16 protein-coding genes are annotated in these 26,998 nt (G+C 62.1%); 8 read left to right on the top strand and 8 right to left on the bottom strand.

The genetic code is table 11. The features are described from left to right. Both ACFSDX_RS22730 and ACFSDX_RS22725 read left to right on the top strand, forming a co-directional pair. Positions 1–2,298, top strand: coding sequence for a TonB-dependent receptor (locus ACFSDX_RS22730; RefSeq protein ID WP_382317800.1), 2,298 nt, complete (start codon positions 1–3; stop codon positions 2,296–2,298). Between the two features lie 212 nt (positions 2,299–2,510). Continuing rightward, a complete protein-coding gene (locus tag ACFSDX_RS22725; protein ID WP_382317798.1) occupies positions 2,511–3,320 on the top strand; it encodes a DUF4249 domain-containing protein in 810 nt (269 codons plus the stop codon). A 119-nt stretch (positions 3,321–3,439) separates the two neighbouring features. On the opposite strand, the gene ACFSDX_RS22720 is transcribed toward ACFSDX_RS22725, so the two are convergent. The 4 genes from ACFSDX_RS22720 to ACFSDX_RS22705 all read right to left on the bottom strand — a co-directional run bounded on the left by ACFSDX_RS22720 (position 3,440) and on the right by ACFSDX_RS22705 (position 9,736). After that, positions 3,440–4,258: a purine-nucleoside phosphorylase gene (locus ACFSDX_RS22720; RefSeq protein ID WP_382317796.1), complete on the bottom strand. Its 819-nt coding sequence runs from the start codon at positions 4,256–4,258 to the stop codon at positions 3,440–3,442. Between the two features lie 144 nt (positions 4,259–4,402). Further along, positions 4,403–6,286 carry a M1 family metallopeptidase gene (locus tag ACFSDX_RS22715; RefSeq protein WP_382317794.1) on the bottom strand — a complete coding sequence of 628 codons (1,884 nt, stop codon included), beginning with the start codon at positions 6,284–6,286 and terminating at the stop codon, positions 4,403–4,405. A 156-nt stretch (positions 6,287–6,442) separates the two neighbouring features. Then, positions 6,443–8,227, bottom strand: a complete 1,785-nt coding sequence (sppA, locus tag ACFSDX_RS22710) for a signal peptide peptidase SppA (RefSeq protein ID WP_382317792.1) — start codon at positions 8,225–8,227, stop codon at positions 6,443–6,445. A 213-nt stretch (positions 8,228–8,440) separates the two neighbouring features. After that, a complete protein-coding gene (locus ACFSDX_RS22705; protein ID WP_382317791.1) occupies positions 8,441–9,736 on the bottom strand; it encodes a replication-associated recombination protein A in 1,296 nt (431 codons plus the stop codon). Between the two features lie 114 nt (positions 9,737–9,850). Here ACFSDX_RS22705 and ACFSDX_RS22700 point away from each other — a divergent pair, with 114 nt between their 5' ends. The 6 genes from ACFSDX_RS22700 to ACFSDX_RS22675 all read left to right on the top strand — a co-directional run bounded on the left by ACFSDX_RS22700 (position 9,851) and on the right by ACFSDX_RS22675 (position 17,465). Continuing rightward, positions 9,851–10,777 (top strand): DMT family transporter, encoded by a 927-nt coding sequence (locus ACFSDX_RS22700; protein ID WP_382317790.1) that lies wholly within the window; start codon positions 9,851–9,853, stop codon positions 10,775–10,777. Positions 10,778–10,889: 112 nt separating this feature from the next. Continuing rightward, complete coding sequence (locus ACFSDX_RS22695; RefSeq protein WP_382317788.1) at positions 10,890–12,824, top strand: KUP/HAK/KT family potassium transporter; 1,935 nt, start codon at positions 10,890–10,892, stop codon at positions 12,822–12,824. Between the two features lie 224 nt (positions 12,825–13,048). Further along, entirely contained in the window at positions 13,049–13,765 is a 717-nt protein-coding gene (locus ACFSDX_RS22690) for an SDR family NAD(P)-dependent oxidoreductase (RefSeq protein WP_382317786.1), read from the top strand. 139 nt (positions 13,766–13,904) lie between these two features. Next, positions 13,905–15,215 carry a cryptochrome/photolyase family protein gene (locus tag ACFSDX_RS22685; RefSeq protein ID WP_382317784.1) on the top strand — a complete coding sequence of 437 codons (1,311 nt, stop codon included), beginning with the start codon at positions 13,905–13,907 and terminating at the stop codon, positions 15,213–15,215. Between the two features lie 138 nt (positions 15,216–15,353). Then, positions 15,354–15,989: a TetR family transcriptional regulator C-terminal domain-containing protein gene (locus ACFSDX_RS22680; protein ID WP_382317782.1), complete on the top strand. Its 636-nt coding sequence runs from the start codon at positions 15,354–15,356 to the stop codon at positions 15,987–15,989. 159 nt (positions 15,990–16,148) lie between these two features. After that, complete coding sequence (locus tag ACFSDX_RS22675; protein WP_382317780.1) at positions 16,149–17,465, top strand: ABC1 kinase family protein; 1,317 nt, start codon at positions 16,149–16,151, stop codon at positions 17,463–17,465. Here ACFSDX_RS22675 and ACFSDX_RS22670 read toward each other — a convergent pair. The 4 genes from ACFSDX_RS22670 to ACFSDX_RS22655 all read right to left on the bottom strand — a co-directional run bounded on the left by ACFSDX_RS22670 (position 17,462) and on the right by ACFSDX_RS22655 (position 26,985). Beyond that, complete coding sequence (locus ACFSDX_RS22670) at positions 17,462–18,640, bottom strand: glycoside hydrolase family 88/105 protein (RefSeq protein WP_382317778.1); 1,179 nt, start codon at positions 18,638–18,640, stop codon at positions 17,462–17,464. The two genes, ACFSDX_RS22675 and ACFSDX_RS22670, sit on opposite strands and share 4 nt — an antisense overlap. Before the next feature lie 127 nt (positions 18,641–18,767). Further along, complete coding sequence (locus ACFSDX_RS22665; protein WP_382317776.1) at positions 18,768–20,906, bottom strand: hypothetical protein; 2,139 nt, start codon at positions 20,904–20,906, stop codon at positions 18,768–18,770. 164 nt (positions 20,907–21,070) lie between these two features. Next, positions 21,071–24,508 (bottom strand): DUF4450 domain-containing protein, encoded by a 3,438-nt coding sequence (locus tag ACFSDX_RS22660; protein WP_382317774.1) that lies wholly within the window; start codon positions 24,506–24,508, stop codon positions 21,071–21,073. After that, on the bottom strand, positions 24,508–26,985 hold the full coding sequence (locus ACFSDX_RS22655) for a glycosyl hydrolase 115 family protein (protein WP_382317772.1): 2,478 nt from the start codon (positions 26,983–26,985) through the stop codon (positions 24,508–24,510). The genes ACFSDX_RS22660 and ACFSDX_RS22655 overlap by 1 nt, the downstream gene beginning before the upstream one ends. Positions 26,986–26,998: the final 13 nt, after the last annotated feature.

Genomic DNA, 26,998 nt, shown 5'->3' with positions numbered 1-26,998 from the left:
GTGTTATTACCGGGCTTGAGCCTGGGGCAAGCACGCCATATTCTTAGCGGTATCGTGCGGGCCGCCGATGGCACGGCCCTGCCCGGCGCCACGGTGGCGGTGCCGGCCCTAGGGCTGGGCACCGCCACCGAAACCGACGGCACCTACCAGCTGAGCCTGCCCGCCGGGCCGCAGCAAGTAGTGGTGTCGTTTGTGGGCTACACCACCCAAACGGCCGACGTGAAGCTGACCCGGAACCAGCGCTATAACTTCACGCTGGCCACCAGCCAGAGCGAGCTGGGCGAAGTGGTGGTGCAGGGCCAGCAGTCGCTGAAAGACAAGCTCACGAGCACCCAAATGGGCGTTGAGCACCTTAGCGTGCGCGAAGCCAAGCTGCTGCCGGCGCTGTTTGGCGAGGTTGACATTCTGAAAACCTTGCAGCTCAAGCCCGGCGTGCAAAGCGGCGGCGAAGGCACCAGCGGCCTGTTTGTGCGCGGCGGTTCCTCCGACCAAAACCTGATTCTGCTCGACAACGTGCTGGTCTACAACCCCAACCACTTGTTCGGGTTGTTTTCGGTGTTCAACTCCGACGCCGTGCAGAGCGTGGACTTGTATAAGGCGGGCTTTCCGGCGCAGTTCGGCGGGCGGCTCTCGTCGGTGGTCGATGTGAAGCTGCGCGAGGGCGACCGCCAGAAATTCACCACCTCGGGCGGTATCGGGCTCATTTCGTCGCGCCTCAGCTTCGAGGGGCCGATTAACAAGGGCAAAGGCTCGTTTTTGGTGAGCGGGCGGCGCACGTACTTCGACATTTTCACCCGCGCCCTCAACCGGGCCAACGCAAACAAGGAGGACTACAGCCCCATCCCGGACTACTACTTCTATGACTTCAATGCCAAGGCCAACTACAGCTTGGGCGAGAAGGACCAGCTGTTTTTGACGGGCTACCTCGGGCGCGATATCTTCGGTTTTACCTCGCCCAACGGCTTTAAATCGAATTTTACCTGGGGCAACACCCTCGGCGTGCTGCGCTGGCAGCACGTGTTTTCGCCGAGGCTCACGCTGAATACGTCGGCCGCCGTCACGTCGTACAAGTACGACCTCAACAACAGCATCGACCAGTTTAGCTTCAGCCTGGGCTCCACTATTCTGGACTACACCCAGCGCGCCGACCTCGATTACGTGCCCAACGAGCGCCACACTATAAAGGTGGGCGCGCTGCTCACCGAGCACCAGTTTGGGGTGGGCCGCTTGCAGCGCAGCTCGCAGGACAACACCGTCAACTACGGGTCTGACGTCAACTACACCGGCCAGGAAGTGGGCCTCTACGCCTCCGATAATTTCAAGGCCAGCGACAAGCTGCAACTAGAGGGCGGGCTGCGGCTTTCGGGCTTTAGCAGCGGCACCAACACCTACGGCGGCCTCGAGCCCCGCGCTTCGGCCCGCTACTCGCTCTCCGACAAGGTGGCCCTCAAGGGTAGCTACGCCCTCATGTACCAGTACACGCACCTGGTATCGAACTCGGGCGCCTCGCTGCCCACCGACATCTGGTACCCCTCGCGGCTGTCCGTCAAGCCCGAGCGCTCGCAGCAGGTGAGCACCGGCGCGAGCTTTTTGCTCGGCGGCGGCAAGTACCTGCTCACCAACGAGGTGTATTATAAATGGGCTAAAAACGTAATTGATTTCAAGGATGGCGCCCAGATTTTTGCCAACAACGACCTCGACTCGCAGTTCCTCTTCGGCCGCGGCTGGGCCTACGGCAATGAGCTGTACTTGGAGAAGAAAACCGGTAAAACCACCGGCTGGATTGGCTACACCCTGGCCTGGACCAAGCGCAACTTCCCGCCCCAGCTCGGCACCACGGGCATCAACAACGGCCAGGATTTTTACCCCAACTACGACCGCCGCCACAACCTCAACATCGTGGTGCTGCACCAGCTCAGCGCGCGCATCAACCTCACCGCTAGCTTTGTGTACACGAGCGGCGCGCCCACTACGCTGCCCCTAGGTCGGTTTGCGTTGCAGGATATTTACCAGGGCGGCATCCAGGCCGTGCCCGTGTATCCCGACCGCAATTCGTACCGCCTCATCCCCTACCACCGCCTCGACCTAGGCATGGTGTATAAGCTGCGCCCCTCGCGCATCGGCGGCGACCGCGACCTGACCTTCAGCATCTACAACGCCTACAACCGGCGCAATGCCTACTTCATCTACTTCGACCAGCTCCGCAACCGGGCCACCGACCAGATAACCGGCTACGCGGCGCGTCAGGTGTCGCTGTTCCCGTTCATTCCGTCGGTGACGTACAATTTCCGCTTCTAGACCGCAGATTTAACGGATTTAACTGATTGCGCGGATACGCCCGCCTGCGGCGGGCGGGCTTTTTTTCTTTCTTTCTTGGGAGAATTGGCTGTTTTGGTTTTAGTTTTTGGCTTTGGCTTTGATTTTTAGGTATGAATAGGCTTGTTAGTAAGAGGGTAGGTTTTGCGATTTTGGCCACTGGCTTGGTAGGTGGACTAGCGGCTTGTGGCAGCTTGCAGAAGGACATTAACGTGCCGCTGCCCTACTATGCCAACCAGCTCGTAACCGAGTGCTACCTGGAGAACGGAATGGTGCCGCGCCTCACCGTCACGGAGTCGGTGCCCTATCTGGATAATGGCCAGGCGGCCGCGGCCGGCTCTTTCATCCTGAAGCTGCCCGGCGGCCAGAGCATCCAGCTGCCTACCGACGTGAGCGCCAAGCTAGTGCTGCCCGATGGCCGCACTATGAACCTCATTTTTTTGCCGGGCCTGGACCCGACCACGGGCAAGTATTTTACCCACATCGGCACGGCGCCAATTACGGCGCGGGCGGGCCAGCAGTTTGCGCTGGATGTGCAGGACCAACGCGGGCGGCACGTCACGGGCACGGCCGTGGTGCCCACGTTCATCCCCATCGACTCGGTTAAGTACAAGTTTAATACCCTGAGCGGCGCTGAGCGCAAGGCCTACTTCCTCACCAAGTGGACCGACCCCGCCGCCGCCACTGACTACTACCGCCTGATGCTGCACAAGGGCCGGCCGGCCAACAACTCGGAGCGCGATAACGACATCACCGACCGCCTCTTCAACGGCCAGTCGTATGCCCAGGTCACGCGCTACAACTTCGACCCCAACGACACCGTCACGGCCACGCTCTACCACGTCGACTCGCTCTATTATAGCTTCCGCCAATCGACCCGCGATGCCCGCAACGCCAACGGCAACCCGTTTGGGCAGCCCTCAGGCATCCGCAGTACGGTGCAAGGCGGCATCGGCGTTTTTACGGTACTCGTAAAAGACCAGAAAACGCTGATTTTAAAGTAGCATACCACCTGTTTTGTAGGGAGCGGGCTGGCCCCCGCCCGGCGTTGTTAAGCAAGCGTATTCTTAACAACGCCGGGCGGGGGCTAGCCCCGCTTCCTACGAAATATGCCCCTAAGCGCTTATTCGGCCGCCAGCACGGCCTTCATAAGCGCCGTGAGGCGGGGCTCGGCCGCGGCCGCGGCGGCCAAAATATCGGCAATTACCACCGGCTTGAGCTGGCCAGGATAGCAGAGGTCGGTAATGACCGACACCGCCAGCACGGGTAGCCCCAGGTGGCGCGCCGCGATGACTTCGGGCACGGTGCTCATGCCCACGGCATCGGCCCCGATGGTGCGCAGGTAGCGGTACTCGGCCGGCGTTTCGAGCATGGGGCCGGGCACGGCCGCGTACACGCCGCGCTGGGTCGTATTATTTTGGCCTAGGGCCACGGCGGCCGCGCGGGCGCGCTCCAGCAGCGCCGGGTCGTAGGCGGCGTACATATCCGGGAAGCGCGGGCCGAGCTCCGCTTTGTTGGGCCCGATGAGCGGGTTGCCGGGCAGCAGGTTGATGTGGTCGTCGAGCAGCATCAAATCCGAGATTTGAAACTCGGGATTGAGCCCACCGGCCGCGTTACTCACAAATAATTGCTTGATACCAAGTAGCTTCATTACCCGCACCGGAAACACCACCTGCTCCAGCGAGTAGCCCTCGTAGTAGTGGAAGCGGCCTTGCATCACCACCACGTTCTGGCCGCTCAGCGTACCTAGGAGCAGGCGCCCGGCGTGGCTTTCCACCGTACTCACCGGGAAATGCGGAATATCTGCGTAGCTGATTTCGTGTTGAATAGCAACTTCTTTCGCCAGCGCCCCTAGCCCGGTGCCGAGGATAATGCCGGTGCTGGGCTGAAAGTGCTGGGTTTGGCTTTGGATGAAGGCGACGGCTTCCTGAAGGTGTTGCATTATTATTGACAGTTAAGAACGTTTGTCATGCTGAGCGCAGCGAAGCATCTCTACCGCTTCATTGGACTACTTTGACGAAGCGGTAGAGATGCTTCGCTGCGCTCAGCATGACAAACGTGTTTTAAGACTTATTTAAGCGGATACCTACTGCACCGTCAGCCGGTCGTTCTTCGTATCAGCGTCCATGTACAGGCCGTGGTCGAATGAGACGGCGCGCACGGCTTTGCCGGCCGGCACCGTGATGCTGGCCTGCTGCTGGTTGGCGCGCCAGAGGTCGGGCGTGCGGTGCAGGGTTTCGGTGCTACCGTCGGCGTAGTCCACTTTTAGGTCAACCGGCACGGCGAAACCACCCACGTTTCGGAGCGTGATGGTCGTGCCCTGGGCCGTTTTATCGGCTTTGGTGAGGGCCAGGTCGATGTAGTTATTGGTGAAAAACCAGTTCTGGAAAAACCAGGTCAGGTCCTGACCCGAGGCGTTGCTCATCGAGTTGAAATAATCCCACGGAATAGGGTGCTTGCTGTGCCAGCGGTCCATGTAGGTGTGCAGGCACTTCTTGAAGAGCTCGTCGCCAAGCATATCCTTGAGGGCCAGGTAGCTGAGCGACGCCTTGCCGTAGGAGTTATTACCGTAGCCGGCCTTTAGCTCGCTGCTGGGCGTGATGACGGGCAGGTCCTGGGCCGTGCTGGGGTTGTTTATCCAGCTATTCACCCGAAACTTACGGTAGAACTCGTCGGCCGCCGCGGTGCCGTTTTCGGCCCTTCCGATGAGTAGTTCGAACGTAGTGGCCCAGCCCTCGTCCATGAAGGCGTAGCGGCTCTCGTTGATGCCCATGTAGAACGGGAAGTACGTGTGGGCAATCTCGTGGTCCTGTACCAGCTGCGCGAATTTCATATCGTCGGCGGGGCTGTCGTTCACCATCATGGGGTACTCCATGTCGGCAAAACCCTGGAAGGCCGTCATCTTCGGAAACGGGTACGGCACGCCCGGCCAGTTACGCGAAAACCACCCTAGGGCGTTCTGGCTGAACTTCACGGAAGAGTGAAAGTCCTTGGTCGAGTCGGCAAAGGCGGCCTGCACGCTGGCCCGGCGCTTGGTGGCGGGGTCCACGATTACGCTGGCCGCATCCCAAACGTAGTGGTCGCTGAGGCCCACCGTCATGTCCGAAATATCGGTGGCCTTCCACACCCAGGTGTTCAACGACTGCTGGGCGGTGATGCTCTTTTTGGCCAAGTCGGCGGCGGTGGCCACGTGAATCAGCGCGTCGCTGGTCATCGATTTTTCGAGGCGCTTGGCCGCGGCAGGCTGGAGCACCTGCTTGGGATTTTGCAGCGCGCCGGTGGCCCACACGATGTAGTTGGCCGGCGCTTGCACGCGCAAAGTATAGTCGTTGAAGTCGTTGTAAAACTCCTTGCTGTCCAGGAAGGGCAGCCGGTCCCAGCCCGCGTAGTCGTCGTACACAGCCACCCTAGGGTAGAAATAAGCCAGGAAGTACGTGGTTTTGTCAATCATGCCCTCGCGCCCACTCTGCACCGAAATCGGGAAGTGCCAACTAAAAGCCAGCCGCACCGAGTCGTGCGGCGCCAGGCCGCGGGGCAGCGCGATGGTTTGGGCGGTAGCGCTACCGCGGCCGTCGTAGGGCCGTGCCCGCCCGCCCACGGCAAACGAGTCGATGGCCACGCCGCTCGTAATGTAGTCGGCGCCAGCGTCGCTCTCGCGGGCCACGCCGGGCTGGTGGATATTCTGAATGAGCCGAATAACCAGGCTCTTGAGCGTATCGGGGCTGTTGTTGAAGTACGTAATCGTCTCGCGCCCTCGAATGTCGCGGGACGGCGGCGCGGCCTGCACCGTGATGTCGTAGCGCGCCCGGTTTTGCCAGTACTTGGGGCCGGGGCGGCCATCGGCAGCGCGGGTGCCTTTGTCAAAGGCCCGCTTGATGTCGCGGGGCTGGTAGAGCGTGGGGGTGGTTTGGGCGGTGGCGGCGTGGGCGAGGCCGGCCAGCACGACGGTGCCAAGAAGTATTCGACGCATGGGTAAGCTAAAAATCAAAAATCGTCTGTCATGCTCATCTGGCGGCCCGAAGGAAGCATCTCATCAAGTCAGAACCTTACCTGATGAGATGCTTCCTTCGGGCCGCCAGATGAGCATGACAGACGAGTTGGTAACGAACAAATTACTCAAGAATAACTACTTAATCTCCAGCTCATACGGCAGCCGCGCTTGCACGCCGCGCATCTGCATGAGCTGCTGGTACTGGCGCACGGCGGGGTAAAGCGGGCCGAGCTTGGCTTGCAACAGGCGCGCTTCAGCGGCAGCTTGGTCTTCGTCATCACCCCCGAAGAAGCGGCTGAAAAGCTTCTCGGTCGATGACTTCTGGCGCGGTAGGCGCTGCACTTTGTAGTCGTCAGCCTTGAGGTGGGCGCGGTTAGCGGCGATTTTTAGCGCGTCCTCATACGAACCCAGCACATCGACCAAGCCGATTTGCTTGCCCTCGCTGCCGCTCCACACGCGGCCCGAGGCGATGCGGCGCAGGCGCTCGACGGGCATGTGCCGACCTAGGGCGGCTTTGCTGGTGAAGTCGGCGTATATCTCGTTCACTTCCAGCTGCATCTGCTGCTTTTCGTAGGGCGAGAGGGCGCGGGTAATGGTGGGCAGGTCGGAGAACTTGCCCGTCGTCACGCGGTCCACGGTAATACCCAGTTTATCAGCCAGTAGCGGCTGAATATTGGGCAACACGCCGAACACGCCGATGCTGCCCGTGATGCTGTTGGGGTGGGCCACGATGGTATCGCAGGCCATGGCAATGTAGTAGCCGCCCGAGGCCGCCACGTCGCTCATGCTGGCGATAATGGGCTTGACTTTCTTGGTCAGCAACACCTCGCGGTAAATGATGTCGGAAGCCAGCGACGAGCCGCCCGGCGAGTTGATGCGCAGCACCACGGCCTTCACTTTATCATCGAGGCGGGCCTTGCGGATGGCTTCGGCAAACTTGTCGCTGCCGATGTTATCATCTGACCCTTTGCCGGTTACGATATCGCCCTCGGCGTAGATAACGGCGATGCGGTTGCCGCTTGTGTTGCCTTCTTTCTCGTCGGCTTTGTCAGCGTCCTGATATTCGCTTAGGGACACGAGGCCGGGCTTTTTGTCTTTGGCCAGGCCCAGCTTGCCGCGCAGGTAGTCCTGCACCTCATCGAAGTAGCCGAGCTTGGTCACCAGCTTCAGGCGTAGCGCGTCCTTGGCATTGTGCACCAGCATCGAGTCCGAAATCACCTTCAGACGCGGCTCGGGTATCTGGCGGCTGGCGGCCACCTGACCGAGCATGTGGCCGTTGAGCGAGTTGAGGTACGACACCGTTTGGTAGCGGGCCGAGTCGGAGAAGTTTTCGCGGAAGAACGGCTCCACGGCGCTCTTAAACGAGCCTACCCGGAAGATATACGGCTCAATGCCAGCCTTATCGAACAGCCGCTTATAAAACATCACCTCTGAGCTCAGGCCATTAAACTCCAGCGTGCCCTGCGGATGCAGATAAATCTGGTCGGCCACCGAGGACAGATAATAGCTTTTTTCGGAGGCGATTTCGTGGTAGGCCACGATGAATTTGCCGCTTTTTTTAAAGTCGAGTAGCGCGTTGCGCACCTCTTCCAACGAGGCCATGCCGCCCTGCACCAGTTGCAGGTCGAGCAGGATGCCCTTAATATCGTCATCGGTTTTGGCCCGGCCGATGGCTTCTTTCAGATTCACCAGCCCAGTAGTGGCCTGGGCGCCCCCTAGGGGATTAAAATCAGCGCTTTGCGCCCGCTCCGAAATCGGCTTATCAAGCTTCAGCTCCAGCACCGAATTGGCCGCCACCGACTTATCAGAGCTGCTGCGGCCAATGATTGCGCCCAGCCCCACGAGCAGCAATACGCTGAGCACCGAAAACAGCACCAGTCCCACCACGGTGGCCAGTACAAACTTAAAAAATTGCCTCACAAGACCGCAGATTTAACTGATTTAACGGATTTCGCAGATACGCCCGCCTGCGGCGGGCTGACTAACTTGGGTGGCAAGATACGGCCGCCGGTTTCTGCTACCTCTATCGCGGCGTGCGCCGCTACATTACACCGCCCTTACTCGCCCAATGGTAGTCAGCCCGCCGCAGGCGGGCGTATCTGTGAAATCCGTTAAATCAGTTAAATCTGCGATTTAGTAGGTGTATTTTTCTTGCCACCAGCTGCGCAGGCGCTCTCGTATTTTGGCTTCCAGCGGGTTGTCGCCGGGGTCGTAGAAGCGAGTGCCGCTGAGGGCGTCGGGCATGAATTCCTGGTAGGTGAAGTTGCCCGCGCCGTTGTGCGAGTACTGGTACGTATCGCCGTAGCCTAGCTCCTTCATGAGCTTGGTGGGCGCGTTGCGCAGCGGCACCGGCACGGGGTGCACGCCCTGCGCCCGCACCTGGGCCTGCGCCGCTCGGATGGCCGTGTAGGCGGCGTTGCTCTTGGGCGAGGTAGCGAGGTAGATAACGGTTTGGCTCAGAATCAAATCGGACTCGGGCAGGCCGATGACGGTGCACGCCTGGAAGCAGCTCTGGGCCAGCAGCAGGGCGTTGGGATTGGCGTTGCCGATGTCTTCGGAGCTCAGAATAAGCAGGCGGCGGGCGATGAATTTGACGTCTTCACCGCCCTCCAGCATCACGGCCAGGTAGTAGAGCGCGGCGTTGGGGTCGGAGCCGCGGATGCTTTTAATAAACGCCGAAATGACGTCGTAGTGCATCTCGCCGCCCTTGTCGTAGCGCGCGATGGGGCGCTGAGCCGTCTGCTGCACGGCGGCATCGGTGAGCTGCACGCGGCCAGTGGCGGGGTCGGGCGGCGTGCTTTGCACCACCAGTTCCAGCAGACCTAGGAGCTTGCGGGCGTCGCCGCCGCTGAAGGCCAGCAGGGCATGGTCTTCGACGACATCGACGGGAATTTTGCTTAGTACCTCGTCTTCGGTCAGCGCCCGGCGGATGATTTCGCGCAACGTGTCAGCGCTCAGCGCCTCCAGCGTGTACACCTGGCAGCGCGAGAGCAAGGCCGGAATCACCTCAAACGACGGATTCTCAGTAGTGGCGCCGATGAGCGTGACAGTGCCGTTTTCGACCGCTCCCAGCAGTGCATCCTGCTGGGCCTTGCTAAAGCGGTGAATCTCATCAATAAATAGTACCGTGCCGGCCTGTTTCTTGGCCCGGTCAATGACTTCACGCACGTCCTTCACGCCCGCGTTGATGGCCGAGAGCATGGCGAAGGGGCGCTGCAAAGCCTCGGCCAGCAGCAGGGCCAGGGTGGTTTTGCCCACGCCGGGCGGCCCGTAGAGGATGAGCGAGGGCAGGCGCCCGGCGGCCAGGTAGCGGCGCAGCACGCCGTTTTCGCCCAGCAGGTGGGTTTGGCCGGCGTAGTCGGCCAGGCGGCGCGGGCGGCGGCGCTCGGCCAGCGGGGCGGTGGTGGGGTTATCGAAAAGCGAGGCCATGGGCAGGTAACTAGCGCGTAGTAGCGCGAACTTTGTAGTTCGCGTTCGTCCGGATTCCCGTTAGCGGACGCGGATTACGAAGTCCGCGCAACTACGCGCTACCGCTCCGCTCCTATGGTTTCTAAGTTTCGCCTGCACACGGCGCTGTTCCTGGTTTCGCTCATCTACGCTGGCACCTATAGCTTGGCCAAGGACATCATGCCGCACTACATGCAGCCGCTGGGCATCGTGACGCTACGCATTGCCGGAGCGGCGCTGTTTTTTGCGATAATCAAGAGCGTAGTGGCGCCCAACGATAAAATCATGGGCCGGGCCGACAATGTACGGGCCGTGGCCTGCGGCCTCCTAGGTATCGCGCTCAACCAGATTTCCTTCTTTGCGGGCCTCAACCTCACCACGCCCATCAACGCCTCGCTGCTCCAAACCATCTCGCCCATCGTGGTGGTGCTGGCCTCGGCGGTACTGCTGAGCGAAAAAATCACGCCCACCCGCATACTGGGCATCGTGCTGGGCGCGGCCGGCGCAGCGGCCCTCATTCTCAGCCGGCCCAGTACCGGCAAAATGCCCGCCGATGCGCTGCTCGGCAACACGTATTTATTGGTAAATGCGGCCGTATTTGGGCTGTACCTGGTGCTGGTGGCGCCGCTCATGCGCACCTACCACGCCTTTACGGTGCTGGCGCGCATCTTTTTAGTAGGCGCCATCGTGGTGGTGCCCCTAGGTCTGCCGCAGGCCATTGCGGCCGACTACGCGCACTTCCCGCTCTTTATCTGGGGCGAGCTGGGCTACATGATTTTCTTCCTCACCATCCTGGCTTACCTCTTGAATAACTGGGCCTTGAAGTACGCTACGCCGGCCCTGCTGGGCGTGTACATCTACTTGCAGCCAGTGCTGGCGGTGCTCATCGCCGTGAGCCTGGGCAAGGACTCGCTTACTTGGGATAAAGCCTGGCAGGCGGCGCTCATCTTCGTGGGCGTGTGGCTGGTAGGTCGCAAGCCGAAGGCGGCGGCGGTGCCCGCCCCCAGCCCAGTCGCAAGCTGAACCGTAGCGCCCGCGGCCCAATGGTGCTGGTTAACCAAGTTCAAAAAGCCTCGTTGAGTACGCAGCGAGGCTTTTTTACGCCCGCTAAGCTTCATTATTCCTTCATCTTAAGATGACCGAAACTTCTAATCCCCGGGCCACGGCGGCCGGCACGCTCATCGCCCTAGGTATCGTGTACGGCGATATTGGCACCTCACCGCTCTACACCGTGCGGGGCGTATTTGAGGGCCGGGCCGTGAGCGAGGCCGTGGTACTCGGCACCGTGTCGGCCGTTATCTGGACGCTCACGCTGCTCACTACCATCAAGTACGTGCTCATCGCGATGCGGGCCGACAACAACGGCGAGGGCGGCATCCTGTCGCTCTACGCGCTGCTCCAACGCCTCAATTACAAGTACCTGTACCTGCCAGCCATCGTGGGGGCCGCCGCCCTGCTGGCCGATGGCGTCATTACGCCGCCCATCTCGGTGTCGTCGGCCATTGAGGGGCTGCGCATCTTGCGGCCCGAGCTCGAAACGGTGCCCATTGTGATAGTTATTCTGCTGGGGCTGTTCACCATTCAGCAGTTCGGCACGGCCATTATCGGCAAGCTGTTTGGGCCGGTTATGCTGGTGTTTTTCACGATGCTGGCGGTGCTAGGCGTGCAGTTTCTGGTGAAAGACTTTAGCATTTTGCGGGCCTTCAACCCCTACTACGCCCTGCACATGCTAGCCAGTGAGCCGGGCGGCTTCTGGCTGCTGGGCTCCATCTTTTTGTGCAGCACCGGGGCCGAGGCCCTGTACGCCGACATGGGCCACGTGGGGCGGCCCAACATCTACGTGTCGTGGGGCTTCGTGAAAATATGCTTAGTGCTCAACTACCTAGGGCAGGGCGCGTGGCTATTGCAGCACCTAGGGCAGCCGCTCGGCGACCGCAATCCGTTCTTCGCCATGATTCCGGCCTGGGGCCTGCTGCCGGCCATCGGGCTGTGCACGCTGGCGACCATTATCGCCTCGCAGGCGCTCATTTCGGGCTCGTTCACGCTCATCATCGAGGCTCTGCGGCTCAACTTTTGGCCCAAGGTTAAGATACTATATCCCACCGACTTGCGCGGGCAGGCCTACGTGCCGTCGCTCAACTGGCTGCTGTGCGCGGGCTGCGTGGGGGTGGTGCTGTATTTCCGCGAGAGCTCGAATATGGAGGCGGCCTACGGGCTAGCCATCACGTTTACCATGCTCATGACCACGGTGTTATTGGCCTTCTACCTGCACCTGCGCCAGGTGAGCTTCATCTGGATAGCGCTGCTGGTACTGGTCTATTTCGCCATTGAAGGGTCGTTTTTGGCGGCCAACCTGCGCAAGTTTCCCGAGGGAGGCTACGTGAGCGTGCTCATGAGCCTGCTGCTACTGGCCGTGATGGTGAGCTGGATACAGGGCGCCCGCCTGCGCGACAGCTTCATCAAGTACGTGCCGCTGGCCGACTGGCTGCCCCTGCTCAAGAAGCTGAGCGCCGACGAGTCGGTGGCCAAATACGCCACCCACCTCGTGTACCTTACCGATTCGGCCGACCCGGCCCAGGTGGAGCGGGGCGTAGTGCACTCTATTTTTCAGAAAAGCCCCAAGCGGGCCGACGTGTACTACCTCATCCACGTCATCACGACCGACGAGCCTTATACCAAAGAATATCACGTCGATATGGTACTGCCCGACGACCTCGTGCGCATCGAGTTTAAGCTCGGTTTTCGGGTGGACCACGCCATCAACTACATGTTTCGGCAGGTGGTGACGGACCTGGTAAAGGCCAAGGAAATCGACATCACTTCGCGCTACAATTCGCTGCGGGAGAAAGACGTGGTGGGCGATTTTCAGTTCGTGCTCCTCAACCGCACCCTGCCCTATGCGCAGTCGCTGAGCGCCTGGCAGCGGCTGGTGGCGCGGCTGGCTGGCAGCCTGCGCTGGCTGGGCGTCACGCAGCAGGAAAGCTTCGGGCTCGATAACTCGTCAGTCACGTTCGAGAATATCCCGCTGCTCGTCCCCGAGCGGCCCGAGCTGGTGCTGACGCGGGTATAAGTCGCTTTTGGGTTAATGTAAAAGGCATAGAGACGTACTAGTTGGAGTCTGGCGGCAGAGTGCACCACTCAGCAACACCAGACTCCAACTAGTACGTCTCTACTTCGCTCAGTCCCTACTCAACCCGTAATTAGAGCATAAGCCAGCCGTAGAATATGCTAACGGCAAACTTTGCTTCGGCTTGGCCGTTAGTCTAAACTAGTTTTAAGCTGGCTAATTACCTCATGAATTTTACCGGGAAAAACATCCTCATCGTTGGTGCCTCTTCGGGCATCGGCCTGGCTACGGCCCAGCTACTGCACGACGGCGGCGCCACCCTGTTCACCGCCTCGCGCCACCTTTCGCCCGAGCTGGCGGCCCTAGGTGCCACGCATCTGGCCTACGATGCTACCCAGCCTGTAGGCGCGGCGTTCGATGCGCTGCCCGACGTGCTGCACGGCCTCGTGTACTGCCCCGGCTCCATCAAGCTGCGGCCCTTCGAGCGCGTGCCGCTGGACGACTTTCGCGCTGATTTTGAGCTCAATGTGCTCGGTGCGGTGCAAGCGCTGCAAGCCACCGCCAAGCGCCTCAAAAAAGCCGAGGGCGGCGCCTCGGTCGTGCTATTCAGCACGGTAGCGGCGGCCGTTGGCATGAGCTTCCACACCAGCATCGCCACCGCCAAAGCCGCCGTGGAAGGCCTCACCCGCGCCCTGGCCGCCGAGTACGCCGCCAGCGGCTTGCGCGTCAATTGCCTGGCGCCCAGTCTCACCGATACGCCCCTGGCCGCCGCCCTGCTCAACACGCCCGAAAAAGCCGAGGCCGGCGCCAAGCGCCACCCCTTGCAGCGCGTGGGCCGGGCCACCGACCTAGCCGGCATGGCCGCCTTCCTGCTTTCCGACCAAGCCACCTTCATCACCGGCCAAGTATTGGCCGTGGACGGCGGCATGGGCAAACTGAAATAACCACAGAAAGTAGCTTGGCCTTTGTAGGCCGAGCGCGAGCGCAGCTCGCATCCGCGTTAGGAATACGGTCCAAACGTGGGATGCTCGCTACGCTCGCGCTCGGCATATAAAGGCCAAGCTACATCTTTCTTACGTCTCTATGAAAATCACCCTTTTCTGGCACCGGCGCGACTTGCGCTTCCAGGACAATGCGGGTCTGGCCGCCGCGCTGCAAAGCGGGCACCCGGTGCTGCCGCTGTTCATCTACGACCAAACCATTCTCGAAAAGCTACCTAGGGACGACGCGCGCCTCACCTTCATCTTCGACCAGGTAGAGCGCCTGGGCCAGGAGGCGTACGACGCGGGTGGCGGCTTTGTAGCCCGCTTTGGCAAGGTGCCAGAAATCTTCGAGCAACTGCTCAAGGACTACGACGTAGCCGCCATCTACACCAACGAGGACTACGAGCCCTACGCCACCGAGCGCGACACCGCCATCGCTAAGCTCGCCGAGCAGGCCGGCGCCGAGTTCAAAGCCTTCAAGGACCAAGTAATTTTTGCCAAGGACGAGGTGCTGACTAAGAACGGCAAGCCGTCCAAGGTATTCGGCGCCTACTCCAAGGCCTGGCAGGCCAAGGCGAAGCCAGAGGACTTCGAGCCGCACCCGTCGCAACGGCTCTTTAAGAGAGAGAACCTGGCGGCGCTTAAAGCTGCCGATAAGAAGCGCCCTACCCTAGCAGACCTGGGCTTTGAGCGGCACGAGCAGCCCACACCGCCCGCCAAGCTGCCCGCGGCCGACGTGGTGAAGAACTACGATAAAAAGCGCGATTTTCCGGCTGATAACAAGGGCACCACGCACATGTCGGTGCACCTGCGCTTCGGCACCGTGAGCGTGCGCCAGCTCATGCACCAGGCCCAAGAGGTAAATATCAAGCTCTTAAATGAGATGATATGGCGCGACTTCTTCATGATGCTGCTCTGGCACTACCCTAACACGGCGGAGGAGGCCTACGACCCCAAGATGCGCGACCTTCCCTACCGCGACGACCCCGAGCAGTACAAGGCCTGGACGGAAGGCCGCACCGGCTACCCGCTCGTGGATGCGGGCATGCGCCAGCTCAACCAAACGGGTTACATGCACAACCGCGCCCGCATCGCGGCGGCGGGCTTCTTGGTCAAGCAGCTCTTCATGGACTGGAAGCTCGGCGAGCATTACTTCTCCGAAAAGCTCATCGACTACGACATGAGCAACAACGTCGGCAACTGGCAGTGGATGGCCGGCACCGGCGCCGTAGCCGCGCCCTGGTTTCGGGTGTACAGCCCCGACAGCCAGCAGAAGCAGTACGACCCCGACTATAAGTACGTGAAGCAGTGGGTGCCCGAGTTTGGCACCGACAAATATCCCGCCCCAATAGTAGACCACAAGTTCGGCCGCGAGCGCGCCATCGACGCCATCCGCAAGGGCCGTAAGTAGCGCTTATTGTACCGTGGAACCTGCGGGTCCGCGCGTGAGTAGCTCACTGCTTAACTACCCACGCGCGGACCCGCAGGTTCCACGGTACAATAAGCGCTAGTAGCTGAACCGCAGGGCCGAGCCAGTGGTTATACGGGCATGGAAACTACTGCTCTCAAAGCCGCTTATCTCGACTACCTGCGCCGCCACGGCCACGCGCCCAAAACCGTGTTTGCCTTCGCCGATGCGCAGGGGATTTCGGAGGGCGAATTCTACCGCTCGTTCGCGTCTTTCGCCGCCATCGACCGCGAAACCTGGGTCGATTTTGGCCGCGACGCCCGTGAGCAAGCCGCCCAGGAGCCTGCTTGGGAGGGCTACAGCAGCCGCGAGCGCCTGCTGGCGTTTTACTACACGCTGCTCGAAATTCTGAAGAACAACCGCAGCTTCGTACTGCTCACCCTAGGTCGCTCGCAGAAGCGGCAGCCGGCCATTGTGCCCAAGGTGCTGGGTCAGTTTGAGGCTGATTTCAAGTTCTTTATTGAGGAGCTGTTGCACAGCGGCCGCACCACGGGCGAGGTAGCCAGCCGGCCGTTTTTGCAGGATGGCTACGGCCGCATTTTCATGCGCCAGCTCCAATTCATCCTGCTCTACTTCGTGCGCGATGAATCGGTCAACTTCGAGCGCACCGACGCTGCCGTAGAGAAAGCCGTGACGCTGAGCTTCGACCTCGTGGGCCGCAACACGTTTGATTCGGCCCTGGACTTCGGGCGGTTTTTGCTGCACAAGCGCGCCTAGGGCAACACTTTTGATTACGCATTATAGATAAACGTCCGTCGTGCTGAGCTTGTCGAAGCATCGCTACCGCACCGTTGAACGGCATTGCAACGGTGCGGTAGAGATGCTTCGACAAGCTCAGCATGACGGACGTTTTTATCGTTACTAACTAGCACTACCATGTCTGACCAACCCCAGGAATCGCTGCCGACCTCTAAAGTGGCCCGCGCCGCCCGCTTCGCCAAAACCGGCTTTAAGGTAGGCGCCAACTACGTGCAGCACTACGCCAAAAAAGCGGTGGGCGCCGACTCGGCCATGGCCGACCTGCACCAGGCCAACGCGGAGGAGCTCTACGGCACGCTCAGCGAGATGAAGGGCTCGGTGCTGAAGGTGGCCCAGATGCTGGCGATGGAAAAAAACCTGTTGCCCCCCGCCTACGCCGAGCAGTTTCGGCAGGCGCAGTACCAGACGCCGCCGCTATCGGGGCCGCTGGTAGTGAAGGCCTTTCGCGATGCGTTTGGGCATTCGCCGAGCGAAGTATTCGACGAGTTTGACCCGCAGGCGCGGCAAGCGGCCAGCATCGGGCAGGTGCATTTCGCCCGCAAGCTGGGCAAAGATTTGGCCGTGAAAGTGCAATACCCCGGCGTGGGCGCGAGTATCCGGTCCGACATTGCGATGGTGAAGCCGGTGGCGCTGCGCATCATGGGGTTGAAGGAAGAGACGCTGCGGCCCTACATCGCCGAGGTCGAGGCACGCTTGCTGGAAGAGACTGATTATAAGCTCGAACTGAGCCGCGGCCAGTCGGTGGCGGCCAAGTGCGGCCACCTGCCACACTTGCAGTTTCCCACCTACTACCCAGCCCTGTCGGGGGCCCGCATCCTTACGATGGACTGGCTGCCCGGCCAGCACATGAAGGAGTTTTTGGCCGACAACCCCAGCCAGGAAGTACGCAATCAGCTCGGCCAAGCCCTCTGGGATTTTTACCAGTACCAGCTGCGCGAGCTGCGGCAGCTGCACGCCGACCCGCACCCCGGCAACTTCCTCTTCAGCCTCACCAACGGCGGCACCGTGGGCGTGCTCGACTTTGGCTGCGTAAAGGACGTACCGGCGCTAGAGCAACAACAGTTCCTGGCCCTGCTCGACCCCGCTACCCTCACTAACCCGGCCCGCCTCGAAGCCCTGCTCACCGAAGCCGGCATCCTGCGCCCCGGCGACGCGCCGGCCCTGCGCGAGATGTACCTGCGCACCCTCACCCAATCGCTCGGGCTGGTGGGCCGCCCCTTCCGCGAGGACACTTTCGACTTCGGCGACCCGAGCTACATGCAGAGCCTCTACGCCCTCGGCGACGACCTGATGCAGGACAAAGACCTGCGCCAGCAGCGCGAGCCCCGCGGCTCGGCCCACTTCGTGTACCTCAACCGCACGTACGTTGGCCTGTTTTCACTGCTCACCGACCTAGGCGCTGTGGTACGCACGGCGCTGCCGGCCGGGGCCTAGCGGGCGGCTTCCAGCTCCAGGCTAGCCATAATAAAGGGCCCCACGCCCTTAAAATCGTTTTTCTTGAGCGGCTCGCTCAAATAGTAGGCGTAGGAGCCATCGCGGTAGGGCGAGCCGCCGAGGCCGCCCACGCTCACGGTGCCGGTGAGGGCCACCGTACCGTCGGGCTCGGTTTGCACAAACTGGCGCAGGATGCCGGCGTAGCCCCGGTGCGCTACCACGGCGTATTTCTTATTGAGGTACCCTAGGCGGACGCCTTTAGCCAGAGCGTAGACGAACATGCACGAGCCCGACGCCTCCACATAGTTGCCGGCGCGCGCGCCCTGGTCTGTGACTTGAAACCAGCCGCCAGTTTTGGCATCCTGGTAGCGCGCCAGCACCGGTGCCAGCCGCTGCAAGTCCTTGATTAGCTGGGCGCGCTGCGGGTGGTCTCGGGGAAAATAATCGAGCACATCGACCAGCGCCATCGCGTACCAGCCCATGCCGCGGCTCCAGAAATTGGGCGATTGGCCGGTGGTTTTATCGGCCCATTTCTCGGTGCGGCTTTCGTCCCAGCCGTGGTAGAGCAGGCCGGTTTTGGGGTCTACGAGGTGTTTTTCGACCAAGGCAAACTGCTGGGCTACGTGGTCGAACTCGGCTGGCTCTTGAAATACCTGGCTGTACTCGGCGGCGAAGGGCTCGGCCATGTAAAGGCCATCAAGCCACACTTGGCTGGCATATTTTTTCTTGTGCCAGTAGCCGCCTTCGCTGGTGCGGGGCTGAGTCGCTAGCTGCTGGTGCAGCAGTTGCGTCGCCTGCCGATACACGGCCTGGCGCGGGCCCGGCGCCCGCCCCAGGGCCAGCAGCACCCGCCCGGTGTTGATGTTATCAAGGTTATAATCCGCCACCTTATACCCCAGGATGGTACCGTCGCCGGGCAATGAATAGTCGAGGGTGCGCACCACGTAGTTGTGGTAGTGCGGCAGGCCCGTACGCTGGGCTACCCGCTCGATGGCCAGCAGCAGCAGGCCCTGCTCGTAGCCCCAGCGGGCCGCTTTGTTTTGGGCTAACCCCAGCGAATCGGGGTACCAGCCCATGAAGGAGTCGGCCATGCGCTGCGACCAGGGCTTAGGCGCAGTGGGCTGGGCCAGAGCAGCGGTGCTGATTAGCAGGCAACTAAGAAGTCTAAAGAGCATAATCAAAGTAGTTTGGACGCTATGAGTCTGGGGGCGAGCGCAACGGGCATCTTGCGTTCAAATCTATCCAACCGCAGATGCGAGTTTCGCTCGCGCTCGGACTACAAAGCCCAAGCTACTGGCTGAGTTACGGCATCTTTTGCAGGCCTTCCCAGCGCACTTGCCAACCTTTCGGAATGCCGGGATTAGCTTCTTGGCAGCCGTCGTAGCCAGCGCACATGAGGGCCACGGCGGCGAGCAGGCCACCGTTGCCGGGCAGGTAGAGGGGTAGGCGGCCTTCCTGGTAGTTGTGGCCGTTGGGCAGGTAGGTATTGGTTCGCACCGGCATTAGCAGCGCGTCCACGGCGCGGTCGGGCAGCCCTAGGCGGGTGGCGGTCATGGCGGTGAGGGGAAAATCCCAGCCCCAGGTTTTGTCCCAGCTCCAGTCTTGCCACACGAGGTCGAAGGTGCGGCGCATGGTGGCCGCATCTTGCTGGCCGGTGGCGGGCATGAAGCCCAAGGCGCCCAGCACGGCGGGGTGGTCGGTTTTATACTCGGGGTTGGTGTAGGAGTCAGGGGCGCTTTCGGCGGCCAGGTACACGCCGCCCGCCTGGGGCAACTGGGCGAGCTTGGCCAGCACATCATCCCACTTCGGGTTGCGCGGCTGACCTAGGCGCTCACGCCACTTCTGCGCCGTTTCCAGGGCCCAGTGCCAGTACACTAGCTCGAAAGTGGGGTTAAAAGTATCCTCGGCCTTGAACCGCTCCTGGGCCGGAATCACGCCTTTGCCCAGGATGTAACGGCCCTTGTCCTTTTCAAAAAACGGGTACGACGCCATGAACTCCGCCGTCTGGGTCACGCGCTCCTGATACAGCTTCAGCGTGGCCGCATTCGGGTGGGCGCGGTAGGCCTCTTCAGCAAAGTAGATAGTGTGCGGCTGCTGCCACAGCAAAAACGCACCCACCGACGACGGCCCTTCGGCGCCCCAGGGGTCGGTCATTTTTTGCCAGCGCCAGCCGGCGTAGCCCTGGCGCTGCGCGATGGCGCGGGCCTCAGCCTGCACGTCGGGGCGGGCGTACCAAGTCAGGCTGCGCTCCAATATTTCGGGGCGGCCCCAGAGCGCGAAGTGAGCGGCGTGCCACCAGTGCATTTCGAGGTGCGGGCGGCCGTACCAGCTATTGAGTAGCAGGCCAGTTTCTTGCGGCGGCTGCGAGCCGGCATTGTGCACCTTGGTGAGGTACTGCGAGAGCACAATGCGCCGCTCCAGCTCGGCGGCCCTAGGGTCGGGGGTACCGCCAAAATCGACGGCGCCGCCGCTGCGCCAAAACGCCTGCCACTGCTGCTGGCTGTTGGCACGAGTGGCGGCAAAAGTGGGCGCGCTGGCCGGCTTCCTAAGCGTAAAAAGCGCGCTTATTTCCAGCGAAGTACTTTGGCGGCTCGGCGTGAGCACAAACTCGTGCGGCCGGCCGGGCGCCAGCGTGGCCGCGCCCGCCCACCCTAGGGCCACAAAATAGCGCGTGGTATCGAGCTGATGCGTGAGCAGGGCGCGGCCGACTTTTTGCTCCGCAATGACCGAATTATGAGCTTCCTTATGCGAATAATCGGTGGCCATATCGGCCCAGCCGGCCGTGGGAAAGGGGAAGCGCAACGCCACTCGCAGCCGCCCGGCTTTCAGCAGCTCTGAGGTGACTCTGACCGCCACCGCATCCTGCGTTTGATGGCCCACCGTGACCACGTCCACGGCCGTGCCTTCGACCGTGAAGTGGCTGCGAATTTCGCCCGTCCACGGGTTCAGTTCCTGGCGGATGTTCTTGATATCCGGCACGGTGGCGGGCTGGCCGTTTTTCTTCAGGATAAGAAACCCTAGGTTGCCCAGCTGCAAGCGGTGCGGGTTGGCCCGTAGGTAGTCCACGGCCTCCTTGTTGCCGGGCGTTTTTACCTGCACTGAGTAGCTCACGGGCTGGCCGTTGAAGGTGTAGGTACGCAGGCTTTGGTCAAATTTATAGCCCTGAGTATTGGAGAAGCGGTGCCATCCCCACTCCGATTCGGTGCCTAGCGGCAGGCCCTTCTCATAGTGCAGCGGGAAAGTTTGCAAGCCCGTCACATCGGCCGTAAAGGCAAACTTGCCGTTGCCCACGGACAGTGAATTGAGCGAGTCGGTATTGGTAATAATGACCTTGTGACGCTCCACGAGCGCCTGGCGGTCAATAGGCGTTTGCTGCGCGGCCAGGGGCAGCGTGGCAATAAGCAATAGCCCGCTGACGAAGGCAGCACTAGTATTATTCATAAAATTTTGAGTTAGCAAAACACAGTTGTCATTGCGAGCATATTGCGCATCAAGCAAAGATGAAGCAATCGCAACCGAACGGCACGCGTACATCACTCGTTTTGATGCGATTGCTTCGCTGAGCTCGCAATGACAACCGACCTATGAAAAGCAGCTTCTTCAAGTCAATCACGAGCCAGCGTCACACTCATCAGGCCAATTACCACATCATTCGCCAACGCTCGCACGGTTAGGCTTTTGAGCTTTTTCCTAGGATCGAGCGGTAGCTCCAGCACGGTGGCCGCGCCGCCCGCTATCGCCTTCGTGCTAAAGCCTTTGATGCTGATGTAATCCTTAAAGTCGTTGGTAATGAGGCCGGTTTTGAGGTGCACGCGGTAGGGCTTGGGCGCGCCCAGGCGAAAGGCGAAGCCATCCTCCACGTAGTCCTGCTCGATGGGCCACCAGGTATCGGGGTTACGCAGGGGCAGCGTGGCGGTAGTGCCATCGGCATAGGTTACTACTACTTCACCGTTAACAAACTGGCTCTGCATAGCGCTGGTGCTGCCGGCCAGCAGCAGCACGGCGCGGGCGGCCCGGCCGCGCATCGGTAGCGTGGCCTCATGCGGGTAATTATCCCATTGCGACACGAACAGGATATTCTTAGCGCCCGCCGCGCCCGGCGTGCGCAGCGGCGCGCCCGTGGGCAGGCGGATTTCATTTTGGGCCCCAGCCGCCCGACGTAGGCCACTGTCGTCGATATCGGCTTGCGTGAGCGGGTAGCACCAATTACCGATGCCCTGGGTAGGCAGCTCCAAAGTAGCCGTAGTGGCGCGCGGACTCAGGTATTTCTGCTGAAAAATCTGCGTTACCTGGTCGTTAAAGACTTTGGTCAAATCCACCGTTTCCCAGCAGGCGGGGGAAGCGGGGGTAGGCGAGGCGGGCGGTGGCCCGGCTATGTGCAGGCACAGCGGCACCCACCACGTCAGCTCGCCCTGGGTCACTTGCGCAAAGGCGGTGCGGTGGCCGGGCGGGCCAGCGGCCTGCGCAGTGAGGGTGTGAAGCGCTAGCTGCGAGTGCTGCAACGTACGCTGCGGGTCGGTGAGTGGGCCCAAGGTGGCGTGGGCAAACTGCGCGGCGAAAGCCGCGCCGGGCGCCACCGTTTGCTCGGCCGGGGTGGCGTCGGGTGCGTCGCCCTGCCACTCAATTTCGACCACGTAGCGGGCGGCGGGCGCACTGCTGATTTCCAGCAGCGGCCGACCCACGGCGCTGGCTAGGTTATGCCAGGTGGCCGGCGTACCGTTCACCGTCAAAGACTTGATATGGTCGGCACGAGCAGGCACCTGCAATTGCAGAGCCAGCGGTTTGGCAAAATTTGGGGTGAGGTCGTACGTTTCGCGCTGGCCCCGGCGATGAAATGCGAAGCGCACGTCGGGCACAGTGAGGGCGGCCGAATCCCAGGCGGCAGGCAGGCCGGGGCGCACGCGCAAGGTATCGTGCAGGGCGTCGGGGCGGATACCAAACAGGCCCTCGACCAGCGAGCGAGCGGCCACCCCGATGGGGTCGGCGAAGTCGCGGTACAGCTCGCTGCGGTTGGCGTCATAGAAAGAAATCTGCTGGAAATTGCCGGGGCTGCTGCCTAGGTACATACTTTCGAGCAAGGCGCTTTTCCAGAGCAGAAAGGCTTCCTCGGGCTGGCCGCCCTGCCAGCGGGCCAGGCTAGTGTGCAGGTTTTCGGCCAGCACCACGTTGTTTAAGGACCAGTCGTAGGGCTGCCAGTTGGTGGTGGAAAGCAGGTAGTAACCGGCATCGGGCAAGCCAACGGCGCGCACCGGAATGTGCGGAATTTCAGCGTCCACGTAGCGCAGCGCCTGGTAGGCCTGGAAGGCGTCGGGCACTTCCGAATCGAGGGCGTGGTAGATGGTCCAGAGGCCGGCGCTGGGGTGCAACGCCTTCAGCCCTAGAGCATCCTGATATTCGGCGTACCACCCTAGGGCTGGCAGCCAGAGGCGCTGACCCAGCGCGGCGCGGATGCGGGCGGCCTCCTGGCGGTAGGGCTCGGGGTCTTCGCGTAGCAGCGTGGCCAGCTCGGCGGCCCGCTGGTTGGCGAAGTAGTTGTAGGCAGAGGTGTGGGTCACGGCGCCGCCGCTGTACTGCAAGGCATCGCTGGCCCAAATGGCAGCGTAGGCGTCGTAGAGGCCGTCGCCGTCGGGGTCGAAGTTGCGCTTTTCCCAGGCCAGGTGGCGTTGCAGGGTGGGCCACAGCTCGCGGGCCAGCCCTAGGTCGCCAGTCCAGCGCAGGTGGCGCAGCAGCGCGTCGATAAATACCAGGTTCATGTCGTAGTGGTGGGGCCGAAACTCGCCGCCGGGGTTGCGGGCGATGTAGCCGCTGCTGAACACGGCCGTGCCCAGCTTTTCGAGCTGCCGGGCTCGGTGCAGGGCCGTATCGGGCGTTACCGGGCCGGTGGCCGGACTAGTCAACTGCGACTGCGCGTAGGCCCGAAAGTGCTGCGCGGCGCGGTCGGCCCAGCCCAGCGGGTCGGCGGCGTAGGGCCCGCGCCAGCCGTTGAGCCGGATGCGCCAGGCCACCGCGCCGTGCAGGTAGGAAGGCGCCTCCCAAATAGCATCGGCGGCCAACGCCAGGGCGCCCCCTAGGGTATTAAGATACGGATCAGGCGTGCTGACTACCACCCGGTTAGCCAGCACCACGCGGGCCGCGGCGGCGCGGGCAAAGGCCACGGGCAAAGCTTTATAATCCAATACTTTATCAGATTCCGGCTTTTGCACCGCGAAGTACAACGGCTGGCCAGCACGCACTGGCAGCACGCCCACCACCACCGCCGCGACCGCCGCCCCCGATGAGGCCAGCAGCTGCGCCGGCGACTCTTGCTGCGCCGCATTTGCCAGGCGAAGCTTCGCCGCGGGCGGCCCTACCCCGACCAAAACCTTGGGCGCGGGCGGGGTGGCCGGCGCCACCTTGGGCGGCTTGTCCCCTACCCCATACAAAAGGCTGAACGCGCTGCCAGTCAGCGTAAACACGTTGCCTTGGCAATACTCCGGCTTGAGGTAAAAACTCGATTCGGGGTCGGCGCCTAGGTCGCCATCGCGGCTGAATTTCTTGCCGGTGGCCCCGCCGAAGGCCCACAGCAGCTGCACATTTTGGGCTGGCGCATTTTTGGGCAGATTTTCGAACTGCGCCTTCACCAGCACGCCCTCACCAGTGGCCGAGGCCAGCACTTCGAGGTGCAGCCGGCCGGCGCCCAGCAGCGGGTCGGTGATGTCGTACAGCATCGTGCCCGGCCGGTAGCGGGCGGTGATATTTGCGGCTTGTATCAGCCATTTGCTCTGGCCATTAGCCAGCAGACCAAACTTCAGGTTTCCACCCATGCCGGGTAGGTAGAGGGCGAATTCGGGCAGGTCGCCGGCCTCGACGCGGAAGGCCGTATTGGTGCCATAGAGCGCCCGGTTGAAGCGATGCGTGCCGTTGGTAATGACAAAATCTTGGCCCTCGGGGTGGTAGCGCAGGGTGCGCGGCTGGTTGTGCCAGAGCGGCGGCGTGGGCTGCGCCTGCCCTACCCTACCTAACAACCCCAGGAGCACCAAAAACCACGTGCATTTTAGCGTCATCAATCGAGCTGTAATTGGGTTAGTACCAGGCCGGGGTCGAGCAGATACACCCGGATGATGGCCGGCCCACCGGCCGCCACCTGGTGCCGGGTTTGGCCCTGCGAAAAGCCGCGCAGCACGTTTTCCTTCCACTGCGGCGAGTCGGCGGGCACGTTCACATCCACCACTTGCGGCGGACCGTCGTTGACGGTGAGCGCGTAGTGCAGGCCCCGGCCGGCGTACAGCCCAAAAGTGGGCAGACAGCGCACCGCAATACTGTGCGCCCCGGCCGACAATTCAGCCTTATACTCCAGGTAAGGCGCGCGGGCTAAGTTGGCCACGGTGAAAGAAGGCACGTCGTAGGGCAGCCGCGTTAAGCTCTGGTCCTCAATACCTAGGCCGGGCAGCAAGGCTAGCTTCTCGCCAGCAATTTCCTGCTTGTTGGTAAAGGCCGCCGCGGCGATGCGGCGCGGTTCGGGCGCGGCCCGTTGGGCCACGGGCGCGGCTTTGCCCGCGGCTAGTAGGACGGGCGTGGCCACGGGCGGCAGCTCAAATATTTTCTGGTCGCGGGGGTGGGCGCTCATCATACCGGCCCATTTGCCGCCGGCTAAGTCGTCGTTGTAGCGGCGCGTTAGGGCTTGGATTTGGTCGTGGGCGGCCTGGGCTTTTTGAGCATACCCTAGGGCTTCGTCCTGGCCGCGCTGGGCCAGCGAGAGGCTGCGGGCGGCATAGAATACCTTTTCGTTCAGCAGCCGCGCGCCTTGGATGGGGTACAGTACCAGCTCAAAATAAGCGGCTTGCAACGCGGTCGGCACCCGCTTTTGCAGGGCCTCGGCGGCGGCGGCAATCTTCTGATAATGAGCTAGTCGCTGGTCTTGCTCGGCTTCCGTGAAGGCGACGCCGAGCAGGTGCTCGGGCTTGGCGGCCTGCGCCAGGCGGTAGTACTCCTGCTTGAGGCCGGCGATGGCCGGGGCCAGCTGCGGGCCAAACGTGGCCGCGGCCCAGCGCCTAGGGTAGTCGGCGGCGGTGGCGGGCGTCCAGCGGTCCACATTCCAGGCCAGGTCGAGGGCAAACTGGGTTTCCAGCTCGGCGGGCTTGATGTCGCCCACGTTCACCACCCACAGGCGCCGGGCCCCAAGGGCGTAGGCTTTGCTGAGCTCGTAGCTCACCAGGGCCGGCGAAATACTCGACAGCCAGAGGTAGTCTTGCGGGGCGCCCCAGTACGAGAGGTGGTAGTAGACGCCGCTGCCGCCGCTGCGCTTTTGATCTTCTTTATCAGACAGTTGCCGGATGTAGCCGTGGTTGTCGTCGGCCCACACAATGGTCACGTCGTCGGGCAGTTTCAGGCCAGCCTGGTACAAGGTCAGCACCTCTTTATAAGGACAAAAAATCTGGGGCACGGGCTGCTGGTGGTAGGCCCCAAGCAGGCGGCGCTGGTCGGTGATAATGCTATCGAGCAAGTGGACTTTGGCGGGGCGGCTGGGCGGGCCGGGCATGCTGCCATCGTGGATGCCGCGCATGCCCACCGTGTACACCGATTCGTAGGTGGCGGCGGCCTTCACCCGGTCTTCCCAGTAGCTATACATCTGGGGGCCGTTGAGGTCATAGCGCCAGGGACCGGGCTTTTGGCCGTACTCGGCCGCGTAGTTTTCGGCCCACTCAAACACGTTGTTACGCAGCATGGGCTCGCAGTGGCTGCTGCCCACTACAATGGCGTAGCGGTCGGCCTGCACGGGGTCGGCGGGGTAGTGGTAGAAGGCCTTGGTGCCGGGGTGCATGGCGGGCCAGATGTAGTTGGCCTTCAGTCGCAAGAGCAGCTCAAAGATATGCGCGTAGGTGTTCGGGCCAATGTCCTGCACGTCCTTATCGAGGTGGCGGGCGGCCCAGGGGCGCAGGCCCCAGTCCTCATCATTGAGAAAAATGCCGCGGTACTGCACCGCCGGCGGGCCCGGCGCCAGCCGGCCGGGCGCCACGTACAGGGCCGCGTGGTGCGCCGGGGCCACGTCGGCCCACCACACCCAGGGCGACACGCCCATGCGCCGCGCCACCTCAAACACCCCGAAAGCCGTGCCGCGCCGGTCGCTGCCCGCAATCACCAGGGCCCGCGGCACGCCCGGCAAAGGCTGCTCAACTACTTCTATCACAAAGCTTTCCCACTGCCCGCGCAGGTGGTCCGTTTTGAGCTTGCCGCTCGCCACGAGCCTATCAATGAGCGCCGACTGGCCCAACGTACCAATAAGCACGGCCGGGCCGGCCGGCACCCCTACCCCCTCGCGCAGGGCCGGGCGCACGCCCGTCACCAGGGCTACGTCGCCGGCAAAGGCCTCAGCAGCCACGCGCACCACGGCCGCATCGCGGGGGTCAATGCAGAGCGGCGCGGCCCAGTGCGCGTGCACCAGCGGGAAGTTTTGGGTGGTAAAGGCAGTTGTTAGCGGAGCCGTGAGGGGGCCTTGCGCGTAGGCCCACTGACCAGCCAATGCTAGCCAGCCAACAAGCATTATTCTATAAATC

This window comes from Hymenobacter bucti (genome assembly GCF_042681145.1).
GTDB classification, from domain to species: domain Bacteria; phylum Bacteroidota; class Bacteroidia; order Cytophagales; family Hymenobacteraceae; genus Hymenobacter; species Hymenobacter bucti.
The sequence above is the reverse complement of the archived record's forward strand: the minus strand, read 5'-3'. Positions and strand labels throughout refer to the sequence as shown.

What these genes read in the sequence shown, in the direction of transcription:
- ACFSDX_RS22690 (WP_382317786.1), top strand. Translation starts at nt 13,049, where the DNA reads ATGAATTTTACCGGGAAAAACATCCTCATCGTTGGTGCCTCTTCGGGC.
- ACFSDX_RS22665 (WP_382317776.1), bottom strand. Translation starts at nt 20,906, where the DNA reads ATGAATAATACTAGTGCTGCCTTCGTCAGCGGGCTATTGCTTATTGCC.
- ACFSDX_RS22720 (WP_382317796.1), bottom strand. Translation starts at nt 4,258, where the DNA reads ATGCAACACCTTCAGGAAGCCGTCGCCTTCATCCAAAGCCAAACCCAG.
- ACFSDX_RS22700 (WP_382317790.1), top strand. Translation starts at nt 9,851, where the DNA reads ATGGTTTCTAAGTTTCGCCTGCACACGGCGCTGTTCCTGGTTTCGCTC.
- ACFSDX_RS22655 (WP_382317772.1), bottom strand. Translation starts at nt 26,985, where the DNA reads ATGCTTGTTGGCTGGCTAGCATTGGCTGGTCAGTGGGCCTACGCGCAA.
- ACFSDX_RS22675 (WP_382317780.1), top strand. Translation starts at nt 16,149, where the DNA reads ATGTCTGACCAACCCCAGGAATCGCTGCCGACCTCTAAAGTGGCCCGC.
- ACFSDX_RS22670 (WP_382317778.1), bottom strand. Translation starts at nt 18,640, where the DNA reads ATGCTCTTTAGACTTCTTAGTTGCCTGCTAATCAGCACCGCTGCTCTG.
- ACFSDX_RS22715 (WP_382317794.1), bottom strand. Translation starts at nt 6,286, where the DNA reads ATGCGTCGAATACTTCTTGGCACCGTCGTGCTGGCCGGCCTCGCCCAC.
- ACFSDX_RS22695 (WP_382317788.1), top strand. Translation starts at nt 10,890, where the DNA reads ATGACCGAAACTTCTAATCCCCGGGCCACGGCGGCCGGCACGCTCATC.
- ACFSDX_RS22680 (WP_382317782.1), top strand. Translation starts at nt 15,354, where the DNA reads ATGGAAACTACTGCTCTCAAAGCCGCTTATCTCGACTACCTGCGCCGC.
- ACFSDX_RS22660 (WP_382317774.1), bottom strand. Translation starts at nt 24,508, where the DNA reads ATGACGCTAAAATGCACGTGGTTTTTGGTGCTCCTGGGGTTGTTAGGT.
- ACFSDX_RS22685 (WP_382317784.1), top strand. Translation starts at nt 13,905, where the DNA reads ATGAAAATCACCCTTTTCTGGCACCGGCGCGACTTGCGCTTCCAGGAC.
- ACFSDX_RS22705 (WP_382317791.1), bottom strand. Translation starts at nt 9,736, where the DNA reads ATGGCCTCGCTTTTCGATAACCCCACCACCGCCCCGCTGGCCGAGCGC.